This window comes from Microvirga sp. (assembly GCF_014699075.1).
Classification (GTDB): Bacteria; Pseudomonadota; Alphaproteobacteria; order Rhizobiales; family Beijerinckiaceae; genus Microvirga.
Genome location: NZ_JACXAB010000011.1, coordinates 79,724 through 106,302, shown reverse-complemented (window position 1 = coordinate 106,302; position 26,579 = coordinate 79,724). Strand labels below are relative to the sequence as shown.

Sequence of the window (26,579 nt, the reverse complement as noted above, 5' to 3'; positions counted from 1 at the left end):
AACTGCTCCGGCTTTTTCGTGACAAGAAGAACAATCGGTGAGGAGCCGCAGATGAGCCAGGGCGTCAACACTTCCGAGCTCGCGCAGATGGAAGCGCCATCCGAATCCGTGAACCCGGAACACGGTTTGCCGGAAAGCTTCGGCGAAGGCTTCCTCGGCAGGCTCCTGTTCTGGATTGCGGTCTCCTTCTCCACGTTCCAGATCATCACCTCTTTCGGCATTCCCCTCGACCAGCCCTTCATCGCGTCTTTAAGCCTTACGCATCTTTTCGCCGTCACCATGGTGGCCTGGGCCGCATGGCTGATCGGGCTCGCGGTGCGCCGGCGCAGCATCGTCGATGGCGCCATGGCCTGGGTTGCCGTTGCCGTGGCGTTCGGGCTGGTGCTCTGGTTCGGAGGCAGCATGCCGAGCCAGGTGGTGCGCACCATCCATGTGGGCTTCCTGTGCCTCGTGGCCGGCGCGATGATCGCCAACCACCGCTCCGGCTCGTCGTCCTTACGCGCCGTTGGCTGGATCGTCGGCATCGCCAGCTTCCTGGTGGGGCTCTATCATTGGGCGAATTACGAGGAGTTGCTCGTTCGCGCCGGCGATCTCACCACGCTCGACCTCGTCGTCGGCATCGCGGCGCTCGCCATCCTCATCTATCTCGTCTGGCGCGTAATGGGTCCGGCCCTTCCGATCGTCGCGGGCCTGTTCCTGTCCTACTGCCTATTCGGCAATTACCTGCCGGCGCCTCTCGATCATCGCGGCTACTCTCTCGAGCAGGTGATCGAGCACATGTCGTTCGGAACGGAAGGCATCTACGGCACGCCGACGCTGGTGTCTGCCACCTACATCTTCCTGTTCATCCTGTTCGGCGCCTTCATGGAAAAGGCCGGCGTCATCGATTTCTTCAACGATATCTCGATGGCGGTGTTCGGCGACAAGCAGGGCGGCCCCGGCAAGGTCTGCGTGGCGTCGTCTGCGCTCATGGGCACCGTCTCGGGCTCCGGCGTTGCCAATGTCGTGGCCTCGGGCCAGTTCACGATCCCGCTCATGAAGCGCTTCGGCTTCAAGTCCGCCTTCGCCGGCGGCGTCGAGGCGACCTCGTCGATGGGCGGCCAGATCATGCCGCCGGTCATGGGTGCGGTTGCCTTCATCATGGCCGAGACCATCGACGTGCCATACTCGAAGATCGTCGAGGCGGCGATCATTCCGGCCATCCTCTATTTCGCAGCCTGCTATCTCGCGGTGCATCTGGAGGCCGGCAAGAGCCATCTGAGAGGCCTGCCGAAATCCGAGCTGCCGAATGCCTGGACGGAGATGAAGAAGAAGTGGTTCCTCCTCGCCCCGCTCGGCGTGCTCGTCTACCTGCTCTTTGCTGGTTACACGCCCCTTTTCGCCGGCGCGGTCGGCCTGTCGCTCACCGTCGCGCTGATCCTCGGCACCGCCATCGCGGCGGGCTTCGGCACGCCGGCCTTGCGCATCGCGTTCTGGATCGGGCTTGCCCTGGTGGCTGCCTATTCCCTGGCCTCGACCGTGACGCTCGTCGTGCTGGTTGTTGCGGCGCTCTCGCTTTGGAACGCGTTCACGGGACGCGGACGCACGACCTTGCAGGCTTGCATCGACGCCATGGCGGACGGCGCGCGTCAGGCGCTTCCCGTAGGCCTCGCCTGCGCGGTGGTGGGCATCGTGATCGGCACCATGACGCTGACAGGCCTCGGCACCATCGTGGGCACCTGGATGATCTCCATCGGCAAGGAAAACATTTTTGCCGCGCTCGTGCTCACCATGATCTTCAGCCTGATCCTCGGCATGGGCATCCCGACGATCCCGAACTACATCATCACATCGTCGCTGGCGGCTCCCATCCTGCTGCAGCTCGATGTGCCGCTCATCGTCTCGCACATGTTCGTGTTCTACTTCGGCATCATGGCGGACCTGACGCCGCCGGTGGCGCTGGCCGCTTTCGCGGCAGCCCCCATGGCGAAGGAGTCCGGCCTCAAGATCGGCATCCAGGCGGTGAAGATCGCGCTGCCGGGCTTCGTCATTCCCTACATGGCCGTCTATGACCCGACCCTGATGCTGCAGCCGGTGCCGGGCCTGGAGGGAGCGGGCTACTGGCTTGCGGTGGTCTATATCGTGGTGAAGGCCTCGCTCGCCATGGTGCTCTGGGGCGTGGCCTCCGTGGGCTACTTCCTGAAGCCTCTGGCCTGGTGGGAGCGGATCTGGGCGGCTGTGGCCGCGGGCTTCCTCGTGGCGGCGATCCCGCTCACCGACGAGATCGGCTTCGTGCTCTCGGCTCTCTTCGTCGGATATCACGTCTGGCAGACGCGCCGGGTCGCCACGCCCGCCGTCAGCTGATGATCTGCCTCCTGGCCGGCTCCGCGATTGCGCCCCTCCTAGCGGGCGCAATCACCCTGGCCTGGACCCATTCGGTCGAGAAGATCGTCTGGGAGGAGGATTGGCGCTCAGGTCCTGCGGGTTTGGAACTCGTCGAGGCGCGGGTGCGCGGCTCAGGCGCCGGGATGGAGCCGCCTCCGGATGCAAGGCTTAAGAATGGCGTCTGGTTATGGAAGCCGAACCTGCCGCCGCAAGCCCAGGTGGTCATGCGCCGCTCGGGAGCCACGGCGGACTGGCGGATCTGCAAGGCGGGCGAGTGCCGTCCCATGGATGCCTATGTGCCGGCGGCAGCCGACCCCATCGTGATGAAGGTGTGCGAGGGCATTCGACAGCCCTGACAAACACCGCCCTTATCCTGAGAAGCAGACGCAGCCTGCGTCTCGAAGGAGGGTTCAGTGCTCTCTGGAACCTCCTTCGAGACGGTCGCTCCGCAACCTCCTCAGGATGAGGCTCTTGGGATGGATTTTCCCGAATGTTGATTAAGCGCGACCGGTCAGAGGCTCGACGGCCACGCAGCGGCGCCAGAGGTTCGCCAGGATGTAGAGGGCAAACAGGCTGAACAGGGCCATGAGGGCATAGCCCACGTAGTCGCCGAGTTCGAACAGCCCAGCAATGGCCCAGCCGGCGGCGATCGCGACGCCGAAGACTTCCGCCCCCACCAGGATCATGATGCTCATGATGGTGATCACGTTGCGCCAGTTGGTGCTTTTCGCCTGAGCCACTGCTGCCTCACTCCATTCCTTGCACAGGGGACTACCCTAAACGCCCCCTCGGGTGCAAGCTCTGCCCGAATCTCATTCTGTCGCGCCCTACATTCAAGAGCCCATGCCCGAAACCCCCGTCTTCTCGACAGCCGCCGTGGCGGCTCCCCACAATCTCGCCTCCGAGACCGGTCAGACCATCCTGGCCGCGGGCGGTAACGCTATCGAGGCCATGGTCGCCATGGCGGCAACCGTCGCGGTGGTCTACCCGCACATGAACGGCATTGGCGGAGACGGGTTCTGGCTCGTGCGCGAGCCCAAGGGGCGCATCCATGCCCTCGACGCCTCAGGACCCGCTGGCTCGCTCGCAACCATCAAGAGCTACCGGGAGAAAGGCTATGATGCCATCCCGCCGCGCGGACCGGATGCGGCGCTGACCGTGGCCGGGGCCGTCAGCGGTTGGGGCCTCGCGCTCGAACTGTCCCGGGCCCTCGGCGGGCAGCTGCCGCTCGATCTGCTGCTTGGAGATGCCATCAGCCACGCCCGCGATGGATACCCGGTCTCCCGCTCCGAGGAGCGGTTCGTGACCGGCGAGGAAGCCGCCCTCTATGAGGTTCCCGGTTTTGCCGAGGCCTTTCTGGTGGAGGGCAAGAGAGCGCCGGAGGGCACGCTGAGGCGGACGCCGCGCCTCGCCGACACCCTGGAGCGGCTCTCCCATGCAGGCCTTGCCGATTTCTATCGGGGCGATGTGGGGCGGGAGATCGCCCTCGACCTGGAGCGGATCGGCAGCCCCATCACCCGCAAGGATCTCGAGACCTATCGCGCCCGCGTGGTGGAGCCTCTGTCCGTCCGGCTGAAGAGTTCGACGATCTACAACCTGCCGCCGCCGAGCCAGGGATTGGCCACCCTGCTGATCCTCGGCATGGTCGAGCGCCTCAAGGATCTCCGGGGCGAGACGCCTGAACGCCACCATGCCCTCATCGAGGCCGCAAAGCGCGCCTTCTCCCTCCGTGACCGGGTGGTGGCCGATCCGCGCAACCTCGCCCATGACCCGGCCTCCTTCCTGACGCCTCAGGCGTTGGAAAAGGAGGCTGCCCTCATCGACATGAAGCGGGCCGCCGCCTTTCCCCTGCCGCGCCCGATCGAAGGGGACACGATCTGGATGGGCGCCATCGACCGTGACGGGCTTGCCGTGTCCTATATCCAGTCCGTGTTCTGGGCCTATGGCTCCGGCTGCCTGCTCCCGGCGACGGGGGTCCTCTGGCACAATCGCGGCACGGCGTTCTCGCTCGATCCTGCGAGCCGCAACCGGCTGGAGCCCGGCCACCGGCCGCTCCACTCCCTCAATCCGGCCATGGCGGTGTTCGACGATGGACGAGTGCTGTCCTTCGGGGCCATGGGCGGCGAAACCCAACCGCAGTTCCTCAGCCAGATCTTTTCGCGCTACGCAGAGGCCGGCATGGGGCTGGCGGACGCGGTTGAAGCACCCCGCTGGCTGCTCGATGCGAAGCCGCGCGAGCGCGAGGCCGTGCTGAAGGTGGAGAGCCATTTCGACCCCGGCCTGATCCGCGGCCTCTCACGGCTCGGCCATCGGATCGAGGAGGTGGACGAGGCTTATTCCGGACGCTTCGGCCATGCGGGCATGCTGGTGAGGCACCCCCGCAATGGACGCGTCGAGGCCATGCACGATCCGCGCTCCGATGGCGGAGCGCTGGGGCTCTAGCCGGTCGTCCAGAGGCCGTAGAGAAGGCTGAGGCCCAGCACCAGCACGAAGGCGGCGGCGAGCAGTTCCAACCCCGCAATGGCGATGGCGCCTGCGGCTCCGCGGCCGCCCGCGAGCTTAAGGGCCATGGCCTTGAAGAAGACCGCGAGCGCCGCGATGGCGCTGGTGGTCAGCGCCGTGCCGAGCGCCATGGCGAAGGTCGCCGCGATGCCGGCGGCGAACAGGCCCTGGGACAGGGCGAAGACCAGGACGATGAGGGCGCCTGCGCAGGGGCGGATGCCGGCGGCAATCGCCACGCCCGCCATGTCGCGCCAGCGTGTGAGACGGCTGAGCTCTTCAGGAGGCGGCAGGTGGGCGTGATCGCAATTCTCCTGCACCGGGGCGAAGGGATTGCGCGCAAGCGCCAGGACGCCCAGAACCTTACCGGCCTTGCGCCAGGTTATGACGGCGCCGAGCAGGGCGACCGCAACGAAGCTCGCCAACTCCACGTTCAGGGCAAGTTTGTTCATGGTGGAGGCGGTGGCGCGCAGAACGAGGCTCACGAGCGACACGATGCCGATGGCCACCAGCGCCTGCACCAGGGCAGCCGCCAGACTCAGGAGGAAGCCTTTGCGCAGCGCCTTTTCGTCGGCCACCAGATAGGCCGAGATCACGCCCTTGCCATGGCCGGGGCCGGCAGCGTGGAAGATGCCATAGGCGAAGCCGACGAGCAGAAGAGGGAGAAAGGCCGAGCCGTTTTCCTTCAGCTCCCGCACGCTGGCTCTCAGGCTCCCATAGAAGTCGGATTGAACCGACAGGATCCAGGCACCGATGCTGCCGGAGGGCGTCGCTTCCCGCAGGCCCATGCCGAACGGATTGCGCGGCGGCGGTTTGCTCACCGGACCGAGCCACAGGCCGATCAACCCCATTACGGCGGCCACGATTGCGATGGCTGCCAGCATGATACCGAGGCGCCGCCACAGCAGCACCCGTCCAGTGCTCGGAAGGGCAGGGGCGTCGGAGGTCAGGGACATGCGATGATGGCCCTGTTGGAATATTCGATGCCGATATCCTGCGGCTGGATGGCGCCCTCGTCCTGCAGGATTTGCTGCATGGTGGAATCAAGCGGCTTGGCCTTGGCGATACTGGTTACACAGCCCTGGGGCGCATTGGCCAGCGAGATGGCCGCCTGGCCTTCCGTCAGGCTGAAATAGACGAAGAAGGTCGGGTCCTCGATCTCGATGGACACGGCGCCCGAGGGCGCCACCGGCGCCTTGAGGGGCAGGAGGAAGGACATGGACACTTGCGTCTTCTCCATGCTCATCCGGGCCTCCCGCGGCGCGTCGAAGGTCTGGGGCTTGCCGCGCGCCTTCAGCACCGTGAAATAGTCGAATTCGTTGAGGGAGGCGGCGTTCTCGTCGGCGAGCTCCTGCAGCTCTTCCGGCGCCAGCTTCCCGTCGTTGTTCTTGTCCAAACCTTGCGTGACATAAGCCGTGTAAGCCTCGTCGAAGGTCCAGTGGTGGCGAACGCCCGTCACCCGTCCGTCGGGGGCGAAGACAACCTCCGCCTTGGCGGTGATCCACACATGCGGATGCGCGAGGGCCGGCGCGGACAGGCCCAAACACAGGGCCGTCAGGGCGGATTTCAGACCGAGATGGCGTGTCATGTGGTGACTCTGGAACAGCGACGCTCCCGGCGAAGGCCGGTGATGAGAGGCGATATGAGCGTTGTATGGTTAACAGAGGCGAAACAAAGGCGTGACCGAGGGAGCTCGATTGACGGGCTTCGGCATTTATGTCAGCATTACTGACATATTCCATAAAAACGAGACCGGATTACCGGCAGCGGGGCCAAGCCCCAGGAGGAACACGGATCATGGCCGAAGGTTCTGGCGCGCTTCGTCACGTGACGCTCGACGACAAGTACGATCTTTCCAAGGATCACGTCTTTATTACCGGAACGCAGGCCGTCATCCGCATGCTGCTGATGCAGCGCGAGCGCGACCGGCTGGCCGGCCTCAACACTGCTGGCCTCGTGTCCGGCTATCGCGGCTCGCCCATCGGCGGTCTCGACCAGAACCTGTGGCGCGCCCGCAAGTGGCTGGATCAGTCCAATATCGTGTTCCAGCCCGGCCTCAACGAGGAACTTGCCGCCACGGCCATCTGGGGGGCGCAGCAGGCGGAGGTTCGTGGCGAAGGCAAGTATGACGGCGTCTTCGGCCTCTGGTACGGCAAAGGCCCGGGCGTCGACCGCTCCGGCGACGTGTTCCGGCATGCCAACATGGCCGGCTCCTCGCAACATGGCGGCGTGCTGGCGCTCATGGGCGATGATCACACGGCCGAATCCTCCACTGTCGCGCACCAGTCCGAGTTCCACTTCGTCGACGTGATGATGCCGATCCTGAACCCGGCAGGCGTTCAGGAGATCCTCGATTACGGCCTCTACGGATACGCCATGAGCCGCTTTTCCGGAACATGGGTTGCCTTCAAATGCGTGAAGGACAACATCGAATCGACTTCCTCCGTCGATGCATCGCTCGACCGCGTGAAGATCATCATCCCTGACGATTTCACGATGCCGCCGGGCGGCCTCAATATCCGCAACCGCGACGGCGTGCTCGACCAGGAGGCGCGGCTTCAGGACTTCAAGCGCGACGCCATGCTGGCCTTCGTGCGGGCCAACAACCTCAACCGCATCGTGCTCTCCGGCGGCCGCAATCCGAAGATCGGCATCATCACGGTGGGCAAGTCCTATCTCGACGTGCGCCAGGCTCTCGACGAGCTCGGCCTCGACGAGGTGAGGGCCAACGACATGGGCCTGCGCCTCTACAAGGTCGCCTGCCCTTGGCCGCTGTCTCAAGCCGAGCTGGTGGATTTCGCCCGCGGCCTCGACAAGGTGATTGTGGTCGAAGAGAAGCGCTCCCTCATCGAGGTCCAGCTGCGCGAAGAACTTTACGGCACCGCCAATCAGCCGGTCTGCATCGGCAAGAAGGACGAGGAGGGCCGCTGGCTCTTCCCCGTGAAAGGCGCGCTCGATCCCAACGACATCGCCATTGCCATCGGCGAGCGCCTGCTCGCCTACCACAACAACGACGACCTGCGCGGCCGCGTAGCGCGGCTTCGCCATGCGCAGGAGGTGCTCATCGCCACCAGCGACGTCGCAACCCGCACGCCGCATTTCTGCGCCGGCTGTCCGCATAACTCCTCCACGAAGGTGCCCGAGGGCATGCGCGCCTATGCGGGCATCGGCTGCCACTACATGGTGCAGTGGATGGACCGCTCGACGGAGGGCTTCACCCAGATGGGCGGCGAGGGCGCGAACTGGATCGGCGAGTCGCCGTTCTCCAAGCGCGGACACGTGTTCCAGAATCTCGGTGACGGCACCTACAACCATTCCGGCGTTCTGGCCCTGCGCTGGTCGATCCACACCAAGACCAACGTCACCTACAAGATCCTCTTCAACGACGCGGTTGCCATGACCGGCGGGCAGAAGCATGAGGGCGGGCTTACCGTCGACATGATCGCCCGCCAGGTGCGAGAAGAGGGCGTCGAGCGCATCGCCCTCGTGACCGACGAACCGCACAAATACCCGACGGAGATCCGCTGGCCGGCTGGCATGACGATTCATCACCGCAGTGAGCTGGAGGCCGTGCAGCGCCAGCTCGCCGAAGTGCCCGGCGTGTCGGTGATGGTCTACGACCAGACCTGCGCCTCGGAGAAGCGCCGACGCCGCAAGCGCGGCGAGTTCCCGGACCCTGACAAGCGCGTCATCATCAACGATCTCGTGTGCGAAGCCTGCGGCGATTGCTCGGTGCAGTCTAACTGCGTGGCCGTGCAGCCGGTGGAGACGGAGTTCGGCCGCAAGCGCCAGATCGACCAGTCGAACTGCAACAAGGACTTCTCCTGCGTGAACGGCTTCTGCCCGTCCTTCGTGACGGTGCACGGCGCCAAGGTGAAGAAAGCCGTGCCGGAGACCGTCTCGACGGAGGGCATGACGTTCAAGCCGCTGCCCGATCCGGTGATCCCCGCCATCGACCGCACCTTCAACGTCATCGTGACCGGTGTTGGCGGTACGGGTGTCGTGACCATCGGGGCGATCCTCGGCATGGCGGCGCATCTCGAGGGCAAGGGTCTGGGCATGATCGACATGGCCGGCCTCGCCCAGAAGGGCGGAGCGGTCTACAGCCACGTGCGCCTTGCCAACAATCAGGACGACATCCACGCCATCCGCGTGAGCGCGGAGTCAGCCCATCTCGTCCTCGGCTGCGATCTCGTGGTGACCGGCACCAAGAAGGTGCTGGCCGCCGTGAAGGAGGGTCAGACCGCGCTCGTGGTGAACACCGCGGAGGTAATGCCGGGCGACTTCACCCGCAACGCCGACTTCTCCCTGCCGACGGAGCGCCTCAAGCGCGCCATCAGGTCGGCGGCAGGCCAGGAGGGCGTGTCCTTCGTGGATGCAACGGCCATTGCCACCGCGCTTCTCGGCAATGCGATCGCGGCCAACATGTTCATGCTGGGCTATGCCTACCAGACCGGCCGCGTTCCGCTCTCGGGCGCTGCCATCGAAAAGGCCATTGAGCTCAACGGCGAAGCGGTGAAGATGAATCTCGCTGCCTTCACCTGGGGCCGCCGCGCGGCCGCCGAGCCGGAGGTGATCGCCGCCATGATCGGCGAGCTGAAGGCGCCGACGGAATCGCGCAAGCTGTCCGAGACCCTGGATGAGGTGATCGAGCGTCGTGTGACCTTCCTGTCCGGGTATCAAAGCAGGCGCTATGCCCGGCGCTACAGCAATCTCGTCGAGCGCGTGCGCGCGGCAGAGGACAAAGCTGTGCCTGGCTCGACGGCGCTCACCGATGCGGTGGCGCGCTCGCTGTTCAAGCTCATGGCGTACAAGGATGAGTACGAGGTGGCGCGTCTCTACACGAACGGTCACTTCGAGAAGCAGGTCGCCTCTGCCTTCGAGGGTGAGAACCTGCGCTACGAGTTCCACATGGCGCCGCCCGTTCTCGCCAAGAAGGATCCGGTCACCGGCCTGCCGCGCAAGATGAGCTTCGGGCCGTGGATGCTCAAGGCCATGGGGGTTCTGGCGAAGTTCAAGCCGCTGCGCGGCACGCCGCTCGACGTGTTCGGCTACACCCACGAGCGCCGCACCGAGCGCGGGCTCATCCGCGAGTTCGAGGGACGGATCGAGGAGATCGTGGCGAAGCTCAATGCGGGCAACCACGCCACGGCCATCGGGCTCGCCGGCATCCCGCAGAAGATCCGCGGTTTCGGTCACATCAAGGAACGGAACTTGAAAGCCGCGAAGGCGGAAGAGGCCGATCTGCTGGCCAAGTTCCGCGCCGACCCGCAGCCGATGGCTGTTGCAGCGGAGTAACCTGAAACGTCATCCCGGACGGCGTCAGCCGATCCGGGATCGTCCTCAGAATATGGCGCGTGCCTCCCTCTCCCTGAGGGAGAGGGGTGGGGTGAGGGGTTACAGGTTCATCCGGAAACGGCGTAACCCCTCACCCGCGCCTGAAGGCGCGACCTCTCCCACCGGGAGAGGTGAAGGGAGCCACACTCGTCCTGCGATCCCGGATCTGCGCTACGCTTCGTCCGGGATGACGCGGTTGGTGGGGTTGTTCAGCCTCGTCCCTGACTCACCTCGACGAAGCTCTTTGCGACTGTCTGTACGTTCGCCTCGTTGAGACCCGCCACGCACATGCGGCCCGAGCCCACGAGGTAAACTCCATCCCGCTCGCGCAGGGTCGTGACCTGCTGCTCGTTCAACCCCGTGTAGCTGAACATCCCGCGCTGGTTCGTGAGGAAGCCCACGTCCACCTCGTTCGACAGGGAGCGGATCTCGTCGGCGAGGCGCTTGCGCATGGAATCCATGCGGGTGCGCATGGTCTCGACGTCGCGGGTCCATTGCGCGCGCAGGTCGTCATTGCCGAGCACCGTGGCGACAAGCAGGCCCGCGGTCATCGGCGGGCTCGAATAGCTGCGGCGCACCGCGAGCTTGAGCTGCCCCAACACGCGCTCGGCCTCGTCGCTGTCGCGACACACGACGCTGAGGCCCCCGCAACGCTCGCCATAGAGCGAAAAATTCTTCGAGAAGGAATTGGCCACGAGGCAGCTGGCGCGCTCCGCATAGCGGCGCACGAACGCGGCATCCTCGTCGAGGCCGGTGCCGAAGCCCTGATAGGCCATGTCGAACACCACGATGTGACCCTTGGCGACCAGCACGTCCGTGACGGCCGCCTGCTGGCGCTCGTCGAGGTCGACGCCGGTCGGGTTGTGGCAGACGGGCTGGATCACCACGATGGAGCCGGCCTGTGCGGCCTCAAGGGCTTGCACCATGTCGTCGAAATCGACTGAGCGGCTGGTGCGGTTCCAATACGGGTAGGTTGCCGTCTTGAAGCCGGCCCGCTGGAACAGGCCGTGATGGTTGTCCCAGGTCGGGTCGCTGACGAAAACGGTGCGGCCGGGGCAGTGCTTGGCGAGAAAGTCGGCCGCGATGCCCACGGCTCCCGTGCCGCCGAGGGTCTGGATGGTCGCGATGCGCTTGCCGGCAAGCGCGGGATGCTTGTCGCCGAAGATGAGCGTCTGCACGCCCTCGCGGTAAGCGGCATGGCCTTCCATCGGCAGATAGGGACGCTCCGCGAAGCCGTTGCGCTCATGGGCAGCCCGCACGGAACCCAGCACCGGGAGGCGCCCCTGCTCGTCGGTGTAGACGCCGATGCTGAGGTTCACCTTCTCAGGGCGTGGATCGGTCTTGAAGCTGTCATTGAGAGACAGGATCGGGTCGCCCGCGAAGGCTTCCACCCGGCCGAACAGGGATTCCGTCATGCTGATCTCCAAGCCTGTCGCGGCAGCCTGCCTGCGACGCATCGTCGGTGCCGCGAGACCTAGCCCCTGTGAGGGGCACTCGGCAAGGTGCTTCGTGGCTTCTCACGCATCCAGCCGCCAATCGATCGGCTCGAGGCCCTTCTCCGCCAGCCAGGCATTGGCGCGACTGAAGGGCTTCGTGCCGCGGAAGTCGTTGAGGCGATTGAGCGGAGAGGGATGTCCGGCTTCGATCACGAGATGCTTCGCCCGGTCCACGAGCGCCGCGCGCTTGCGGGCTGGGCCGCCCCAGAGCAGGAACACGACGGCGGGCTGCTGCTGCGAGATGGCCGTGATGGCCTGATCGACCAGGGCCGACCAGCCGAACTTCATGTGGGCTCCCGATTTGCCAGCCTCCACCGTCAGCGCCGTGTTGATGAGCAGCAAGCCCTGCTTGGCCCATTTCGAGAGGTCGCCCGATGTGGGCATCGGCACGTCCAGATCCTCCGCCATCTCGCGCAGGATCGTCCTTAAGGAAGCGGGCAGCCGCCGCGATCCGCGATAGGAGAAGGCGAGCCCATGGGAATCGCCCGGCGTGGGGTAGGGGTCCTGACCGAGGACAACCACCTTGACCTTCTCCAGGGGCGTGAGGCTGATGCTGGTGAACACGGCCTCCGGGGGGGGCAGCACCTCGCCGCCCGAAGCAATCACCGCATCGACCTTGGCCGCAACCACCTCGGCGCTCCCATCCTGGAAGAAGGGCAGGCTGAGCCACCCATCGGTTTGGAGTTTGGCGCGGAACTCGGAAAGAGCTTGGCTGATGGGGCCGGTCATGGAGCGTTCATGCCTTTCTTTGAAGTCGAGGCGCCGACCCTATGCCGGCTAAAGGATGTGGCGGGATCGGTCAAAAAGCCGTCAGGAATGACTTCCGTAGGAGCATCGACAGGATGTTACTTCTGTGACACGTTCCCGGTCTAGGCTCCACGCCTCCCATCGTGGATCCCACCTGCTACGAGGACTTTGCATGATGCTTCAGAGCCGCCCTTCCGCCGCCCTGCGCGCCGGCTTTCTTGGACTATCCCTGCTGCTGTCGGGCACGGCCCTGGCGCAGGAGGCCGTGACGATCCGCTTCGTCCATACCAACGACATCGATCGGATGAGCGCCGAGAAGGGCCGCGGCGGCTTTGCCCGCTTGGCCACGGTCGTCAAGGAGGAGAAGGCGAAGGGCAATGCCTTCTTCATCCATGCAGGCGACACGATCTCGCCCTCGCTCCTCTCGGGCTTCGACAAGGGTGCCCATATCATCGACATCCTGAACCGGATGGGCGTCGACGCCATGGCGCCGGGCAACCATGAGTTCGATCTCGGCGACGCGGCCTTCCGCGCCCGCATGGCCGAGGCCAAGTTCGACGTGCTCGCCACCAACATCGTGGACGGCAACGGCCTGCCGGCCAACACCAAGGCCGACAAGATGGTCGAGGTTCAGGGCGTGAAGATCGGCTTCTTCGGCCTCACCACCGAGACAACGCCGATCGAGTCGAGCCCCGGCACGATCAAGTTCTCCCCCACCGTCGATACCGCCCGCGCGAAGGCCAAGGAACTGCGCGAGAAGGGTGCCGACATCGTGGTTGCCATTGCCCACACACCGCTGGCCGTGGACATGATCATTGCACGGTCGGCCGGGGTGGACGTGGTTATCGGCGGTCACGACGAACACCTGCTCGCCTTCTACGACGGCAAGGTCGTCCTGGCGGAATCCGAGTCCCAGGCCAACTTCGTCAGCATTGTCGAACTCTCCGTGACCAAGGCCACGAAGGACGGCAAAACCACCGTGACCTGGTCGCCGAACTTCCGCATCGTCGATACGGTCAACGTAAAGCCTGACGCCGACATTGAGGCCGTGGTGAAGGGCTACGAAGACAAGCTCTCCAAGGAGCTGGATGTCGAGATCGGCGTGACGGAGACGGCCCTCGACAGCCGCCGCGCGACGGTGCGCGGAGGCGAGGCCGCCATGGGCAACCTGATCACCGATGCCCTCAAGGCTGCCGTCGGGGCCGATGTGGCTCTCACCAACGGCGGCGGCATCCGGGCGGACAAGCAGTACCAGGCCGGCCAGAAGCTGACCCGTCGCGACATCCTGTCGGAAATGCCCTTCGGCAACACCACCGTGCTGCTCGAGGTTACCGGCGCGCAGATCAAGGATGCCCTCGAGAGCGGCGTCAGCCAGGTCCGCGAGCTCGGCGGCCGCTTCCCGCAGGTCTCCGGCATCGTGGCCGAGGTGGATCTGAAGGAGCCGGTCGGCAGCCGCGTGAAGTCGGTCCAGATCAACGGCCAGCCGCTCGACCCGGCCAAAACCTACAAGCTCGCCACCAACGACTTCGTCGGCCGCGGCGGCGACGGCTATCGCTCGTTCGTCGGCGCCAAGTCGCTCATCGACGTCTCGGCCAGCCAGCTGATGGCGACCCAGGTCATCGATTACGTAGCCAAAGCCGGCAAGGTGGCGCCGAAGGTCGAGGGACGCATCGTCCTGCGCTGATCCAAGGGATTTTCCATCCTAAGGCCGGGCTCCAAGGGGCCCGGCTTTTTTTATGGCTGGCGGAGGCGGCGCGACGTCCGGGCGCATCCCGCTTGCGCCTGAGGCAGGATAGGTCGCACTCCCCTGGTCAACGGGAGGGCGAGACGTAAATTCCCACTCCATTGATGGCATTTGCTGTGCCATCCTGCCCACGCAACGCCGAATCTCAACCATCAAAGCGGCCTTTCCTTGCAGTTTCACGCGCCCTCAGAATCGGTCAGCCTGTCGCAGAAGCGCCGCCGTCGTTCTCTTGCGCGCGGTCGGCTGACCCTTGCCATGGGGCTGTTCGGGGTTGCCTTCATCCTGCTGACCTTCGGCTACATCGCCTGGGAACAGCGCACTCGCCTCATCCAGCGCAACGAGGACGACCTTCGGAACGCAGCCTTCTTCCTGGCCGATCACACCGCAAGGCTCATGGAGGTCACCGACCTGACCCTGAAGCAGGCCACGGCGCTCATGCAGGGGCAGAGCTGGGACCAGGTGGAAGCATCGCAGCCGCTCTGGCGGCAGATCCGTGCCGTCGATGAAGCTCTGCCTTACATCGACGGTGTCTGGCTCAACGATCCGAGCGGGCGCCTTCGACTGACATCCGCTCAGTTTCCGACTCCGGAGTCGAATGCCTCCGGACGCGACGCTTTCGCCGTGCAGGTGAACGGAGATCAGGGCTTGTTTGTGGGCGAGCCGATCCTCGGACGCGTCACGAAGGTTCCGACCTTCATGATCAGCCGCCGCCTGCAAGGCGACGATGGGGCCTTCAGCGGCATTGCGTCCGTGACCGTAACCCTGTCGTATTTCTACGATTACTGGTCCAAGGTGCGGTTGCCCCGTGGGAGCCGGGTTGTGCTCATGCGGGGCTCGGACGCGGAGGTGATCGCCCAGCATCCTCCACCGCCGGACGGGCTGTCGTTCGCGCCGATCGACAAATCCGCTTTCGATGCGGCTTCGCGCACCGCCTCCCAGGCGGGCCTCTATTCCTTCATGAGCATGGGCCGCGAGCGCGTGGGAGCCTACCGCCAGGTCGGCGGGATGCCGCTCTACATCAATGTGAGCATGCCGCAGGATGCCTATTGGACGCCCTGGTTCGTCCAGACGCGGCTCTACGGCGCCTTCGCCCTTGTGGCTCTGCTGGCCCTTCTTGCCCTCACGGCCCTGGCCTCGCAGCAGTTCCACGAGCAGGCGGCGAATGCGGCTCTCCTCGAGAGGCAGGTTGCCCTGCGCACCCATGAGCTGCGGACCGAGAGCGCGGCCCTGGAGGTTCTCAACCGGACCGGCAGCGCTCTTGCAGCGGAACTCGATCTGGACCGCATCATTGAAAGCGTGGTCGGTGCCGGTGTCGAGCTGACCAACGCACAGGCAGGAGCCTTCTTCTGCGGTGCCGCTCAGGGCGGAAAGGCCCATTACAGCAAGTTTGCCTTCGAGGGTCTGGACGAGGCCTTCGCGGCCCTGGACATCCGGGCCATCTGTGCGCCAGCCTTTACGGAAGGCAAGACAGTCCGCCTGGACAACATCGCCGTCGAGCAAGGCTATGACGGCACACCCTTCACGGCGGACGCCACGCTGGACCGCCCCGTGCTTCGCAGCCTCATGGCGGTTCCCGTGCTGCTGCGGAATGGCGAGACCCATGGTGTTCTCGTGTTCGGCCACCAGAGGCCCGGGGAGTTCACCCAGCGGTCCGAGCGTCTGCTCGCGGGTCTCACGTCACAGGCCGCCATCGCGCTTGAGAACAGCCGCCTCTACCGCAATGCCCAGAACGAGATCGAAGAGCGCAAGCAGGCCCAGACCCAGCAATCCCTGCTGATCCGCGAGCTTCATCACCGGGTGAAGAACACGCTCGCCACCGTTCAGGCCGTGGTGGGCGCGACCGCGCGCTCGGCTCTGAACATCGACGATTTCTATCAGGCCTTCGTGGGGCGCATCATCTCGCTCGCCAACACCCATTCCCTGCTGACCGAGGCCGTCTGGCAGACTGCGTCCCTGCGCGAGATCCTGGAGAAGGAGCTGCGCCCCTACAACGATGTGAGGGGCCAGCGGATCTCCCTGAACGGGCCTGCGGTCGAGCTGCCCTCGGATGCGGCCGTGCCCATCGGCATGGCGATCCACGAACTGACCACCAACGCGGCCAAGTACGGCGCCTTGTCGGCGTCCCGCGGCAAGGTGTTCGTCTCCTGGCAGGTGGAAGCGGCCGAGGAGGGCACAAGGCTCAAGCTGGTCTGGGAGGAAACCGGAGGCCCCGAGGTCTCCGCTCCAACCAGGCAGGGCTTCGGCTCACGTCTGCTGCACCGGGTGCTGGCAACACAGCTCAATGCCAAGGTGGACATGGATTTCCGGCCGGAAGGCCTTAAGGTGGCTCTCGACACCGTTCTCAAGCACGAGCCCAACAAGGGCCCGGCGCTCTAAAGCATCGATCCCAAAAGTGGACTTGCACTTTTGGGATCGAACCCGATGCTCTAGACGTGTTCGTTTCCTGCAAACGCGGCTTGCGGCCGAGCGCGTCAATGTGATGGCGGTTTCGGTTGGCGGATTGGCCTGAAACTCTTATCTAGGCGGCATCAAAGGGCGGAATTCGGGATGAACTCCGCGGCCAGGGGCTTTTCTTATGAACGAGACCGTCAATCTGAACGATCTGCGCCAGGGCGTCCGCCCGGTGGACCACCCACCCGTGAGGGCCGGGCGGATCGGCGTGCTTCTGATGAATCTGGGCACCCCCGAGGGCACCAGTTACTGGCCCATGCGCCGCTATCTGAAGGAGTTCCTCTCCGACCGTCGCGTGATCGAAACCCCGCGCCTTCTGTGGTGGCCGATCCTCAACCTGATCATCCTGACCAAGCGCCCCGGTCCCAAGGGCCGCGACTACGCGTCGATCTGGAACAACGACCGCGACGAGGGTCCGCTCAAGACCATCACCCGCAACCAGGCGGAGAAGGTCACGCAGCATCTGAAGAGCATCGCGGGCGACAGGATCACGGTCGACTGGGCCATGCGCTATGGCAAGCCCGAGGTCCGCGAGCGCATCCAGGCGCTCCTCGACCAGGGCTGCGACCGCATCCTCCTGGTGCCGCTCTATCCGCAATATGCCGCCGCCACCTCGGCCACCGCCTGCGATCAGGCTTTCCGGGCCCTGATGGACATGCGCTGGCAGCCGAGCGTGCGCGTCTCGCCGCCCTACCACGATGACCCGGTCTATATCGATTCCGTGGTCTCCTCCATGAAGAAGGAGCTGGCGAAGCTCCCCTTCGAGCCCGAGGTCGTCCTCGTCTCCTTCCATGGCGTGCCGAAGGAATACCTGCTGAAAGGCGACCCCTATCACTGCCAATGCGTGAAGACCTGGCGCCTGATGCGCGAGGCCTTCGGCTGGTCGCCCGACCGGTTCCGCATGAGCTTCCAGTCCCGGTTCGGCACGGCGGAATGGCTTCAGCCCTATACGGACAAGACCGTGGAGGCGCTCGCGAAGAGCGGCGTGAAGCGCATGGCCATCGTGGCCCCTGGCTTCTCGGCGGATTGCCTGGAGACCCTGGAAGAACTCGACGGCGAGAACCGCGAGATTTTCATGCACAACGGCGGCGAGCAATTCGCCTATCTGCCCTGCCTCAACGACAGCGACGACGGCATGCGCGTCATCAACCACATTGTGGAGCGCGAGCTTCAGGGTTGGCTCTAGGACTCCAAGCCTGTTTGGGATAGCGTGAGCCCTCTGCAACGACGTTGCCTGGGGGACTCATGCTGGTGGGTGGTTTCGACATCTTCGTCATCGTTCTGGTGCTGGTCGTTATCGTGACGATCGCCATGGGCATCCGGACGGTTCCGCAGGGCTATGCCTATACCGTGGAGCGGTTCGGGCGCTACTCGCGCACGCTCACCCCCGGCCTTGGCTTGATCGTGCCGTATATCGACCAGATCGGCAAAAAGGTGAATGTCATGGAGCAGGTGCTCGACATTCCGAGCCAGGAGGCCTTCACCCGGGACAATGCAGGCGTTACCATCGATGCTGCCGCGTTCTATCAGATCCTCGACCCGGCCCGTGCTTCTTACGAAGTCTCGGACATGAACCAGGCCCTGCTGGTTCTGACCATGACCAACATCCGCACGGTGGTCGGCTCCATGGATCTCGACCAGCTGCTGTCTCATCGCGACGAGATCAACGAGCGGCTCCTGCGCGTGATGGATGCCGCAGCCTCCCCCTGGGGCGCCAAGGTCACGCGCGTCGAGATCAAGGACATCCTCCCGCCGCAGGACTTGGCCGGCGCCATGGCGCGTCAGATGAAGGCCGAGCGCGAGAAGCGCGCCGCGGTGCTCGAAGCGGAAGGCCTGCGCCAGGCGGAAATCCTGCGTGCCGAGGGCCAGAAGCAGTCGCAGATCCTGGCCGCCGAGGGCCGCAAGGAAGCGGCGTTCCGCGATGCGGAGGCCCGCGAGAGGCAGGCCGAAGCCGAGGCGAAGGCCACCGGCATGGTCAGCGAAGCCATCACCAAGGGCGATCTGGCGGCGGCGAACTTCATCGTGGCGGAGAAATACATCGATGCCATTCGCGCCCTCGCATCGGCCCCCAACCAGAAGGTCGTGATCGTGCCCATCGAGGCGGCAGGTCTCGCCGGGACGCTGGGCGGCATCGCGGAACTCACCAAGTCGGTGTTCGGCGAGGGTGGAGCGGGTCTCAACAAGCCGGCGCGCAGCGTTCCCAAGATAACGGGAGGAGGCGAGCGCTCATGATCCAGGACGCGTTCATCAGCCTCGGCGCCTGGGCCTGGATCATCCTCGGCGTGCTCCTGATCGGGGTCGAGCTGCTGGCGCCGGGAGCGTTCTTCCTCTGGCTCGGATTGGCAGCCATTGCCACGGGATTGATCGATGCGGTGCTGGACCTCTCCTGGCAGGCCTCGGCCCTGCTCTTCGCGCTGCTCTGCGTGGCGGCGGTGATCGTGGGACGAGCTATTACCCGGTCCAAAACACGGGACGAGCCTCAGGCCGAGACGCTCAACCGGCGCGGCCAGTCCCTCGTGGGCCGGGTGTTCACCCTTGAAGCGCCCATCAAGGATGGGGAAGGCCGCATCCGGGTCGATGACAGCTCCTGGCGCGTGACGGGCGCCGACCGCTTCGCCGGCGCCAAGGTGCGCGTGGTGCGGATCGAGGGCTCGACCTTAGTCGTCGACGATCCCTGATCAGGCTGCGCCCGCGCGCAGCAGGTCGAGGTAGTGCACCAAGCCGACGGGCCGGCTGTTCTCGACCACGATCAGGGCCGTGATCCGGGAGGCTTCTTCCATCTCGAGAGCGCTGGCCACGAGGGCATCCGGCGCGATGGTGCGCGGCGTCTTCGTCATGATGGCCGTGACCGGCAGAGTCGCGAGATCGGGCCTCAGGTTACGGCGCAGGTCGCCGTCCGTGACGATGCCGGCGAGGGTGCCGTCGCCGTTCACCACGATCACTGCACCGAACCCCTTGCGGCCGATCTCCTCGATGGCTTCGCCCATGCGGGCCTCGACGCCGACCACCGGCAGGCGCTCGTCCTTATGCATGATCTCGCGCACGAGCTTGAGCCGCGCCCCGAGCTTTCCGCCCGGATGGAAGACCCGGAAATTGTCGGCCGTGAACCCGCGCCGTTCCAGCAGGGCGACGGCCAGGGCATCGCCCAGCGCCAACTGAACGGTCGTCGAGGTGGTGGGCGCCAGCCCGTTGGGGCAGGCTTCCTTCGCCTTCGGCAGGGTCAGACAGATGTCGGCGGCGCGCCCCAGGGTCGACTCTGCATTGGACGTCAAGGCGATCAGGGGAACCCGGAAGCGCCGCGAATAACCGATGATATCGGCAAGCTCCGCCGTCTCTCCCGACCATGACAGGGCGATGATCACGTCGTCGGTTTGGATCATGCCCAGATCGCCGTGGCTCGCCTCCGCCGGGTGGACGTAATGGGCCGGGGTACCGGTCGATGCGAAGGTGGCGGTCATCTTGCGGCCCACATGGCCGGACTTGCCCATGCCGGTGACGATCACCCGGCCCTTGGCAGCGGCAATGGTCTCAACGGCCGCCGTGAAGAAGGAGCCGAGGCCGTTGCCGATGGCCTCCATCAGGATCGTCAGACCGTCGCGCTCGGTCTCGAGCGTGCGCAGGGCCGACTGGACCGCCTGATCGGGCGAGTGGGGTGCTGGTTTTGCAAGTGCCATGGCCGCCCTTTAGCATAGGCGGGCGGCCATACGGAACCCTTTGGCGGAAACCCGATGCCGCTTACTTCTGCCGCAGCAGCGCTTCGATTTCTCGGCGGAACTCAGCCGAAAGCTCCTCGCGCTCCAGGGCATAGGCCACGTTGGCCATGAGGAAGCCGATCTTAGAGCCCGTGTCGTAGGTCTTGCCCTGGTACTTCATGCCGAAGAAGGGCTGCTCCTTCATCAGGCGGATCATGGAGTCGGTCAGCTGGATCTCGTTGCCGGCGCCGCGCTCCTGGGTGGAGAGCAGGTCGAAAACCTGGGGCTGCAGAATGTAGCGGCCGGAGATGATGTAGTTCGACGGGGCCGTGCCCTTCGGGGGCTTTTCCACCATGCCGGTGATCTCGAAAGTCTGGCCGAATTCCTGGCCCACCGACACGATGCCGTATTGGTGGGTCTGGTCCTCGGGCACCTCTTCCACGGCGATGATGTTGCCGCCGTGCTTGTCATAGGCTGCGATCATCTGCTCCATGGAGCCGCGGCTGAGCATGTCGGGCAGGATCACCGCGAAGGGCTCGTCGCCCACCAGCTCCCGGGCGCACCAGACCGCATGGCCCAGGCCGAGCGGCTCCTGCTGGCGGGTGAAGCTCGTCTGGCCGGCCTGGGGCTGGTCCTTGGCCAGGATTTCCAGCTCCTTGGTCTTGCCGCGGCCCTCAAGGGTGCGGTTGAGCTCGTAGGCGATGTCGAAATGGTCCTCGATCACGGCCTTGTTGCGGCCGGTGACGAAGATGAAATGCTCGATTCCGGCGGCGCGCGCCTCATCGACCACGTGCTGCACCACGGGACGGTCGACGACGCACAGCATCTCCTTGGGCACGGCCTTGGTGGCGGGCAGAAACCGGGTGCCGAGACCGGCGACGGGCAGGACTGCTTTGCGGATACGCTTCATTGAATGAGCCATGAGTGAGCAGAAAGGTGGATGAGTAATCTAAGACAAGACCCGGAAAAGGAAACCGACAAAGGCCAAGCTTCGGTGACCCATAACGTATCACGTCCTGCCTTGTTTCATCGGCCATGCTTCTTCATTGAAGCTCGGGACCTGAATTGAACCTGAAGCGTTGTGGTTAAGCTGCCGGGCGGAGCAGTTTTTCGGAGATGGACATGGCGGTACTGGTGACAGGCGGCGCGGGCTATATCGGCAGCCACATGGTGCTCGAGCTTCTGGATGCCGGCGAGACCGTAGTCGTGCTCGACAACCTGTCGACGGGCTTCCGCTGGGCCGTGCCGCAGGAGGCTGCCTTCGTCACCGGCGACGTGAGCGACCAGGCCCTCGTGTCCAGTATCATCGACGAGCACGGCATCGACAGCATCCTGCATTTCGCCGCCAAGATCGTGGTGCCGGAATCCGTCACGGACCCGCTGGGCTACTACTTCGGCAACACCGTGAAGACGCGGGCGCTGATCGAGACGGCGGTCCAGAAGGGGATCAGGAACATCGTCTTCTCCTCGACGGCCGCCGTCTATGGCAATGCCGAGGCGCCTTTTCTGACCGAGGACATGCCGCTCGTGCCGATCAACCCTTACGGCCGCAGCAAGCTCATGTCTGAGTGGATGCTCCAGGATGCCCACACGGCCCATGGGCTGCGCTATGCCATCCTGCGCTATTTCAACGTCGCCGGGGCCGACCCCAAGGGACGTTCCGGCCAGTCGACCCCGCAGGCGACGCACCTCATCAAGGTGGCGGCTCAAGCCGCGCTCGGCCAGCGCCCCCATCTCGATGTGTTCGGAACGGATTACGCGACGCCGGACGGCACCTGTGTGCGCGATTACATCCAGGTCAATGACCTCGCCCGGGCGCATCTCGTGGCCCTTCAGCATCTCCGAAATGGCGGCGACTGCACGATCATGAATTGCGGCTATGGCCACGGCGCCTCGGTTCTGGAGGTTGTCGATGTGGTCAAGAAAGTATCGGGAGTGGACTTCGAGGTTCGCCTGAGCCCGCGCCGGCCAGGCGATCCGGCCCAGCTCGTTGCAAAAGTCGATAGAATCCGTGAGCTCGGCTGGACGCCGCAGCACGACGATCTGGAGGCCATCGTCGACCAGGCGCTGCGCTGGGAGCAGGCTCTGGCGGGTCGAAAAGCCGCATAGGAGCCTATCTATAAGGCTAGCTGTCAACCGGCTGTTAACTCTCGTAGTGTCGCAATGGCAGGACGATCTGTCCTGTTTCCGTGAGCGACCCCTATGCGCCAGCTTCTGGTGCGCCGCCTGTCCGGCGCCCTCCTTCTCGGTTTGAGCTTCACCGCCGGTGTGGGGCTCACGGCAGCGCCCGTCCAAGCGCAGGAGGCGTCACAAGCCGCGTTCCAGCGCTTCGTCCAGGGCCTCTGGCCCGAGGCCAAGGCGCGGGGCGTCTCACAGGCTACCTTCAACGAGGCGTTCCGGGGCGTCGAGCCCGACGCCAAGATCATCGCGCTCACCAAAAAGCAATCCGAGTTCGTTCGCCCCATCTGGGACTACATCAACGGCTCCATCTCGAATGAGCGCCTGAAGCGCGGCCGGGACGTGGCCGCCGAGTGGTCGAAGACGCTGGCAGTCGTGGAGAAGACCTACGGCGTTCCGCGCTCCGTGGTGCTCGGCGTCTGGGGCATGGAGACCAATTACGGCAGCTTCACCGGCTCGATCTATGCCATCCGGGCCCTGTCGACCCTGGCCTATACCGGCTATCGCCCCGAGTTCTTCCGGGAGGAGCTGCTCACCGCGCTCCAGATCCTCCAGCAGGGCCACGTGGATCCCTCCCGGATGCTGGGATCCTGGGCCGGCGCCATGGGTCAGACCCAGTTCATGCCCTCGAGCTTCATGAAATACGCCGTCGACGGCAACGGGGACGGGATGCGGGACATCTGGTCCTCTGTTCCCGACGCCATGGCCTCCACGGCCAACTATCTGCGCCAGCAGGGCTGGGAGCCGGGTCTTCCCTGGGGCTTCGAGGTCCAGCTGCCGAAGGGCTTCGACTTCCGCTATCTGAAGCAGAACTTCGCTCAGTGGCAGACCCTGGGCTTACGCCGAATCGACGGCAAGGCCATGCCGCGCGCGGGCGAGGCCACGCTGTTCCTGCCGGGCGGCGCGGGCGGTCCGGCCTTTCTGGTCACCAAGAACTACGACGTGATCAAAACCTACAACTCCTCCGATGCCTATGCCATGGGCGTGGCGCATCTCGGCGACCGCCTCATGGGCGGGCAGCCGATCCAGGCCGCGTGGCCCAAGGAGCCCATGCTGGACAAGGATCAGCGCCAGGAATTGCAGGAGCGCCTGGCCCGTCTCGGTTTCTATGAGGGCAACACCGACGGCAAGTTCGGCTCCAAGACCCGGGACGCCGTTCGGAACTTCCAGCTCCGGCGTGGTTTGATCCCGGATGGCTATGCGGATTATGCTGTGCTGCGCGAACTGCGCGCGACCCGCTGACGGAGCTGCCCTACGGCCGGCTCCACCTCCAGGCTGGTCCTGATTAGGATGGAACCGCCTATGAGAATAGTGCCGATTCTTCACCGTGTGACCCTGACCCTGCTCCTTGTGGCCGGCGGGGTTGATGCAGCGCTGGCGCAATCCGGCTACTACCAGCAGCAGCCGGCCTACCGGGATCAGCGGGCCTATCCCCCCGGCTACTACCCCGGAAAGCTCGTGCAGCCGGCGCAGCCCCAGCCGCAGCAGGGCTTCAGCTTCAGGCGCTTCTTCGGCGCTCAGGAGCCCCCTCCGCCGGCGCGGGCTCCCGTCTCCAGGCCCCGCAGGTCTGCTCCTCCTCCGGCGGCCGTCGCCAAGCAGGAGAAGCCCAAGCTCAATCCGAACACCCATGTGGTGGTGTTCGGCGACGCCCTGGCAGGCTATGCCCGGCAGGGACTCGATGCCCATTTCAGCGACGACCAGGACGTTGCCGTCGTCTCCAAGGTCAGAAACGACACGAACCTCGTTCGCACGGACCCGGCCGACTGGCCCAACTTCATCAGGACAACGCTCGACAGCGGGCAGAAAACCTCCATCGCGGTCGTCATGCTGGGCACGAACGACCGCCAGTCGATCCGGGATGGCGATAACAGCCTGGAGCCCCTGTCCGACCGCTGGAAGGAGCTCTACCGGCAGCGGATCGACGCGATTACGGGCGTTCTGAAGGAACGCAAGGTTCCCTTCGTGTGGATCGGCCTGCCGCCCATGAAGAACAGCAAGATTTCCGACGATCTCGTGGCCATGAACGAGATCTACAAGGAGAGCGTCCAGCGCAACGGCGGCGTCTATGTAGACATCTGGCCGGGCTTCGTGGACGAGGACAACCGCTACACCGATATCGGCCCGGACGTGGATGGGGACCCCACCAAGCTTCGGACCAATGAAGGGGTATTCTTCACCCGGGCCGGCGCGCGGAAAGTGGCCTTCTTCGCCGATACGGAGATCAAGCGGGTCCTGGGCCTGGGCGGAACGGCCACCGCGACCGCGCCTAATCCCGTACAGATCGCGCCTGCCGATGGGGCAGCCGCGCCTACCATTGAGGCGGCACTGCCGCCTCCGCCGGATGCTGCCACTCCGGCTGCGCTGCCGCAGAAGCCGCTCGTCGGGCCGGTCCTGCCGCTCACCCGCCAGGACGTTGCGCCAGGAGGCACCCTCCTGTCGGCGCCGCCGAAGCTGACCGGCGACAATGCCTATTCCGTTCAACGGGCCATGCGGGCCGGGATTGCCCCCAACTCACGCCCCGGCCGGGCGGATGATTTCCGCTGGCCCAATCCATAGGGACGGTCCTGCAACGAAAAGCGGCGGCTCACTTGGGGTGAGCCGCCGCTTTTCGTTTGATGAAAGATTGTGTGCTCAGACCGGCAGAGTGCTGGCGCCCATCAGGAAGGTGTCGATGGACCGGGCGGCCTGACGGCCTTCACGGATCGCCCACACCACCAGCGACTGGCCGCGGCGCATGTCGCCGGCGACAAACACCTTGTCGTTCGAGGTCCTGTAGCTCCTGTCGTCGGCCACCACGTTGCCGCGCCGATCCATGGCGACGCCCGACTGCTCGAGCAGGCCTTCCTTCACCGAGCCGGCGAAGCCGATGGCGATGAAGACGAGGTCGGCCTTCAAGATGAACTCACTGCCCGGGATGGGCTGGCGCTTCTCGTCGACACGGGCGCATTGCACGCCGGAAACGCGGCCCTTCTTTCCGACAACGCCGAGCGTTGCCGCCTGGAACTCGCGCTCCGCGCCTTCGGCCTGGCTGGAGGAGGTGCGCATCTTGGTGGGCCAGTAGGGCCACACCGTCAGCTTGTCCTCCCGCTCCGGCGGCTTGGGGCGGATGTCGAGCTGGGTGACAGAAAGTGCGCCCTGGCGGAACGCGGTGCCAACACAGTCGGAGGCCGTGTCGCCGCCGCCGATCACCACCACATGCTTGCCGCCTGCAAGGATCGGCTCGTCCGTCACGTCCTCACCGTTGACGCGCTGGTTGGACTGCGTGAGATACGGCATCGCATAATAAACGCCTGCCAGATCCTGCCCCGGCAGGTTCGGGTTGCGCGGATCCTCGGCACCGCCGGCGAACAGCACCGCGTCGAACTCGTTGTGAAGCGAGGCGAAGCTGCGGTCGACGCCGATGTTGACGCCGCAATGGAAGATCACGCCCTCGGCTTCCATCTGCTTCACGCGCCGTTCGATGTGATACTTCTCCATCTTGAAGTCCGGGATGCCGTAGCGCAGGAGGCCGCCGGGCTTTGCCTGACGCTCGAACACATGCACCTCATGGCCTGCGCGCGCGAGCTGCTGGGCGGCCGCCATGCCGGCAGGGCCTGAGCCGATCACGGCCACGCGCTTGCCCGTCTGGACTTCCGCCGGCTCCGGCTTCACGAAGCCCATCTCCCAGGCCTTGTCGGCGATGGCCTGTTCAATGGTCTTGATCGTGACCGGCTGGTTTTCGAGGTTGAGCGTGCAGGCTTCCTCGCACGGCGCCGGACAGATGCGGCCCGTGAATTCGGGGAAGTTGTTGGTGGTGTGGAGATTGCGCGCAGCCTCCTCCCAGTCGTCCTGCCAGACCAGATCGTTCCAGTCCGGGATCTGGTTGTGCACCGGGCAGCCCGTCGGCCCGTGGCAGAACGGGATGCCGCAATCCATGCAGCGTCCCGCCTGCTTGCGCAGATCGTTGGTGTCGAGCGGCAGCGTGAACTCGCGGAAGTGGCGCACGCGTTCACCGGCGAGCTGATACTTCTGCTCCTGCCGGTCGTATTCGAGAAAGCCTGTGACCTTGCCCATGGGTTTGCCCCTTACAAT

20 protein-coding genes are annotated in these 26,579 nt (G+C 65.1%); 12 read left to right on the top strand and 8 right to left on the bottom strand.

Going from position 1 to position 26,579, the window contains the following annotated elements; genetic code table 11:
* Window positions 1–51: 51 nt before the first annotated feature.
* Together IC232_RS17025 and IC232_RS17020 are read left to right on the top strand one after the other, a co-directional pair.
* Complete coding sequence (locus IC232_RS17025) at window positions 52–2,343, top strand: TRAP transporter permease (protein WP_190846168.1); 2,292 nt, start codon at window positions 52–54, stop codon at window positions 2,341–2,343.
* On the top strand, window positions 2,343–2,720 hold the full coding sequence (locus tag IC232_RS17020) for a DUF1850 domain-containing protein (RefSeq protein ID WP_190846167.1): 378 nt from the start codon (window positions 2,343–2,345) through the stop codon (window positions 2,718–2,720). Before IC232_RS17025 ends, IC232_RS17020 begins: the two co-directional genes overlap by 1 nt.
* Before the next feature lie 141 nt (window positions 2,721–2,861).
* On the opposite strand, the gene IC232_RS17015 is transcribed toward IC232_RS17020, so the two are convergent.
* Window positions 2,862–3,059, bottom strand: a complete 198-nt coding sequence (locus tag IC232_RS17015) for a hypothetical protein (protein ID WP_190846208.1) — start codon at window positions 3,057–3,059, stop codon at window positions 2,862–2,864.
* Between the two features lie 148 nt (window positions 3,060–3,207).
* Here IC232_RS17015 and IC232_RS17010 point away from each other — a divergent pair, with 148 nt between their 5' ends.
* On the top strand, window positions 3,208–4,806 hold the full coding sequence (locus tag IC232_RS17010; protein ID WP_190846166.1) for a gamma-glutamyltransferase family protein: 1,599 nt from the start codon (window positions 3,208–3,210) through the stop codon (window positions 4,804–4,806).
* Here the strand turns inward: IC232_RS17010 and IC232_RS17005 are convergent.
* Entirely contained in the window at window positions 4,803–5,819 is a 1,017-nt protein-coding gene (locus IC232_RS17005; RefSeq protein WP_190846165.1) for a nickel/cobalt transporter, read from the bottom strand. The two genes, IC232_RS17010 and IC232_RS17005, sit on opposite strands and share 4 nt — an antisense overlap.
* On the bottom strand, window positions 5,810–6,451 hold the full coding sequence (locus tag IC232_RS17000) for a DUF1007 family protein (RefSeq protein WP_190846164.1): 642 nt from the start codon (window positions 6,449–6,451) through the stop codon (window positions 5,810–5,812). The genes IC232_RS17005 and IC232_RS17000 overlap by 10 nt, the downstream gene beginning before the upstream one ends.
* 209 nt (window positions 6,452–6,660) lie before the next feature.
* Here IC232_RS17000 and IC232_RS16995 point away from each other — a divergent pair, with 209 nt between their 5' ends.
* Window positions 6,661–10,161 carry an indolepyruvate ferredoxin oxidoreductase family protein gene (locus tag IC232_RS16995; protein ID WP_190846163.1) on the top strand — a complete coding sequence of 1,167 codons (3,501 nt, stop codon included), beginning with the start codon at window positions 6,661–6,663 and terminating at the stop codon, window positions 10,159–10,161.
* 248 nt (window positions 10,162–10,409) lie between these two features.
* Here the strand turns inward: IC232_RS16995 and IC232_RS16990 are convergent, their stop codons facing one another.
* Both IC232_RS16990 and ung read right to left on the bottom strand, forming a co-directional pair.
* Window positions 10,410–11,615 (bottom strand): aromatic amino acid transaminase, encoded by a 1,206-nt coding sequence (locus IC232_RS16990; protein ID WP_246812257.1) that lies wholly within the window; start codon window positions 11,613–11,615, stop codon window positions 10,410–10,412.
* Between the two features lie 102 nt (window positions 11,616–11,717).
* Complete coding sequence (gene ung, locus IC232_RS16985; RefSeq protein ID WP_190846162.1) at window positions 11,718–12,425, bottom strand: uracil-DNA glycosylase; 708 nt, start codon at window positions 12,423–12,425, stop codon at window positions 11,718–11,720.
* Between the two features lie 190 nt (window positions 12,426–12,615).
* Between ung and IC232_RS16980 the strand changes: the two genes are divergently transcribed.
* The 5 genes from IC232_RS16980 to IC232_RS16960 all read left to right on the top strand — a co-directional run bounded on the left by IC232_RS16980 (window position 12,616) and on the right by IC232_RS16960 (window position 19,316).
* A complete protein-coding gene (locus IC232_RS16980) occupies window positions 12,616–14,127 on the top strand; it encodes a bifunctional metallophosphatase/5'-nucleotidase (RefSeq protein ID WP_246812256.1) in 1,512 nt (503 codons plus the stop codon).
* Between the two features lie 228 nt (window positions 14,128–14,355).
* Window positions 14,356–16,563: a sensor histidine kinase gene (locus IC232_RS16975; RefSeq protein ID WP_190846161.1), complete on the top strand. Its 2,208-nt coding sequence runs from the start codon at window positions 14,356–14,358 to the stop codon at window positions 16,561–16,563.
* 199 nt (window positions 16,564–16,762) lie between these two features.
* Window positions 16,763–17,824 (top strand): ferrochelatase, encoded by a 1,062-nt coding sequence (hemH, locus tag IC232_RS16970; protein WP_190846160.1) that lies wholly within the window; start codon window positions 16,763–16,765, stop codon window positions 17,822–17,824.
* 59 nt (window positions 17,825–17,883) lie between these two features.
* Window positions 17,884–18,870 (top strand): SPFH domain-containing protein, encoded by a 987-nt coding sequence (locus IC232_RS16965; protein WP_190846159.1) that lies wholly within the window; start codon window positions 17,884–17,886, stop codon window positions 18,868–18,870.
* Entirely contained in the window at window positions 18,867–19,316 is a 450-nt protein-coding gene (locus tag IC232_RS16960; protein WP_190846158.1) for an NfeD family protein, read from the top strand. Before IC232_RS16965 ends, IC232_RS16960 begins: the two co-directional genes overlap by 4 nt.
* On the opposite strand, the gene IC232_RS16955 is transcribed toward IC232_RS16960, so the two are convergent.
* Window positions 19,317–20,312, bottom strand: a complete 996-nt coding sequence (locus tag IC232_RS16955; RefSeq protein WP_190846157.1) for an SIS domain-containing protein — start codon at window positions 20,310–20,312, stop codon at window positions 19,317–19,319.
* Window positions 20,313–20,373: 61 nt separating this feature from the next.
* Entirely contained in the window at window positions 20,374–21,240 is an 867-nt protein-coding gene (locus IC232_RS16950; protein ID WP_190846156.1) for a UTP--glucose-1-phosphate uridylyltransferase, read from the bottom strand.
* Window positions 21,241–21,452: 212 nt separating this feature from the next.
* Between IC232_RS16950 and galE the strand changes: the two genes are divergently transcribed.
* From galE to IC232_RS16935, 3 genes are all read left to right on the top strand, one after another.
* Window positions 21,453–22,439 carry a UDP-glucose 4-epimerase GalE gene (gene galE, locus IC232_RS16945; RefSeq protein ID WP_190846155.1) on the top strand — a complete coding sequence of 329 codons (987 nt, stop codon included), beginning with the start codon at window positions 21,453–21,455 and terminating at the stop codon, window positions 22,437–22,439.
* Window positions 22,440–22,532: 93 nt separating this feature from the next.
* Window positions 22,533–23,750: a lytic murein transglycosylase gene (locus tag IC232_RS16940; RefSeq protein WP_190846154.1), complete on the top strand. Its 1,218-nt coding sequence runs from the start codon at window positions 22,533–22,535 to the stop codon at window positions 23,748–23,750.
* A gap of 69 nt (window positions 23,751–23,819) precedes the next feature.
* The gene (locus IC232_RS16935; protein WP_190846153.1) at window positions 23,820–25,064 is read left to right on the top strand and encodes a DUF459 domain-containing protein; all 1,245 of its coding nucleotides are present in this window, start codon (window positions 23,820–23,822) and stop codon (window positions 25,062–25,064) included.
* A 75-nt stretch (window positions 25,065–25,139) separates the two neighbouring features.
* Here IC232_RS16935 and IC232_RS16930 read toward each other — a convergent pair whose 3' ends face one another.
* On the bottom strand, window positions 25,140–26,561 hold the full coding sequence (locus tag IC232_RS16930; RefSeq protein ID WP_190846152.1) for a glutamate synthase subunit beta: 1,422 nt from the start codon (window positions 26,559–26,561) through the stop codon (window positions 25,140–25,142).
* Window positions 26,562–26,579: the final 18 nt, after the last annotated feature.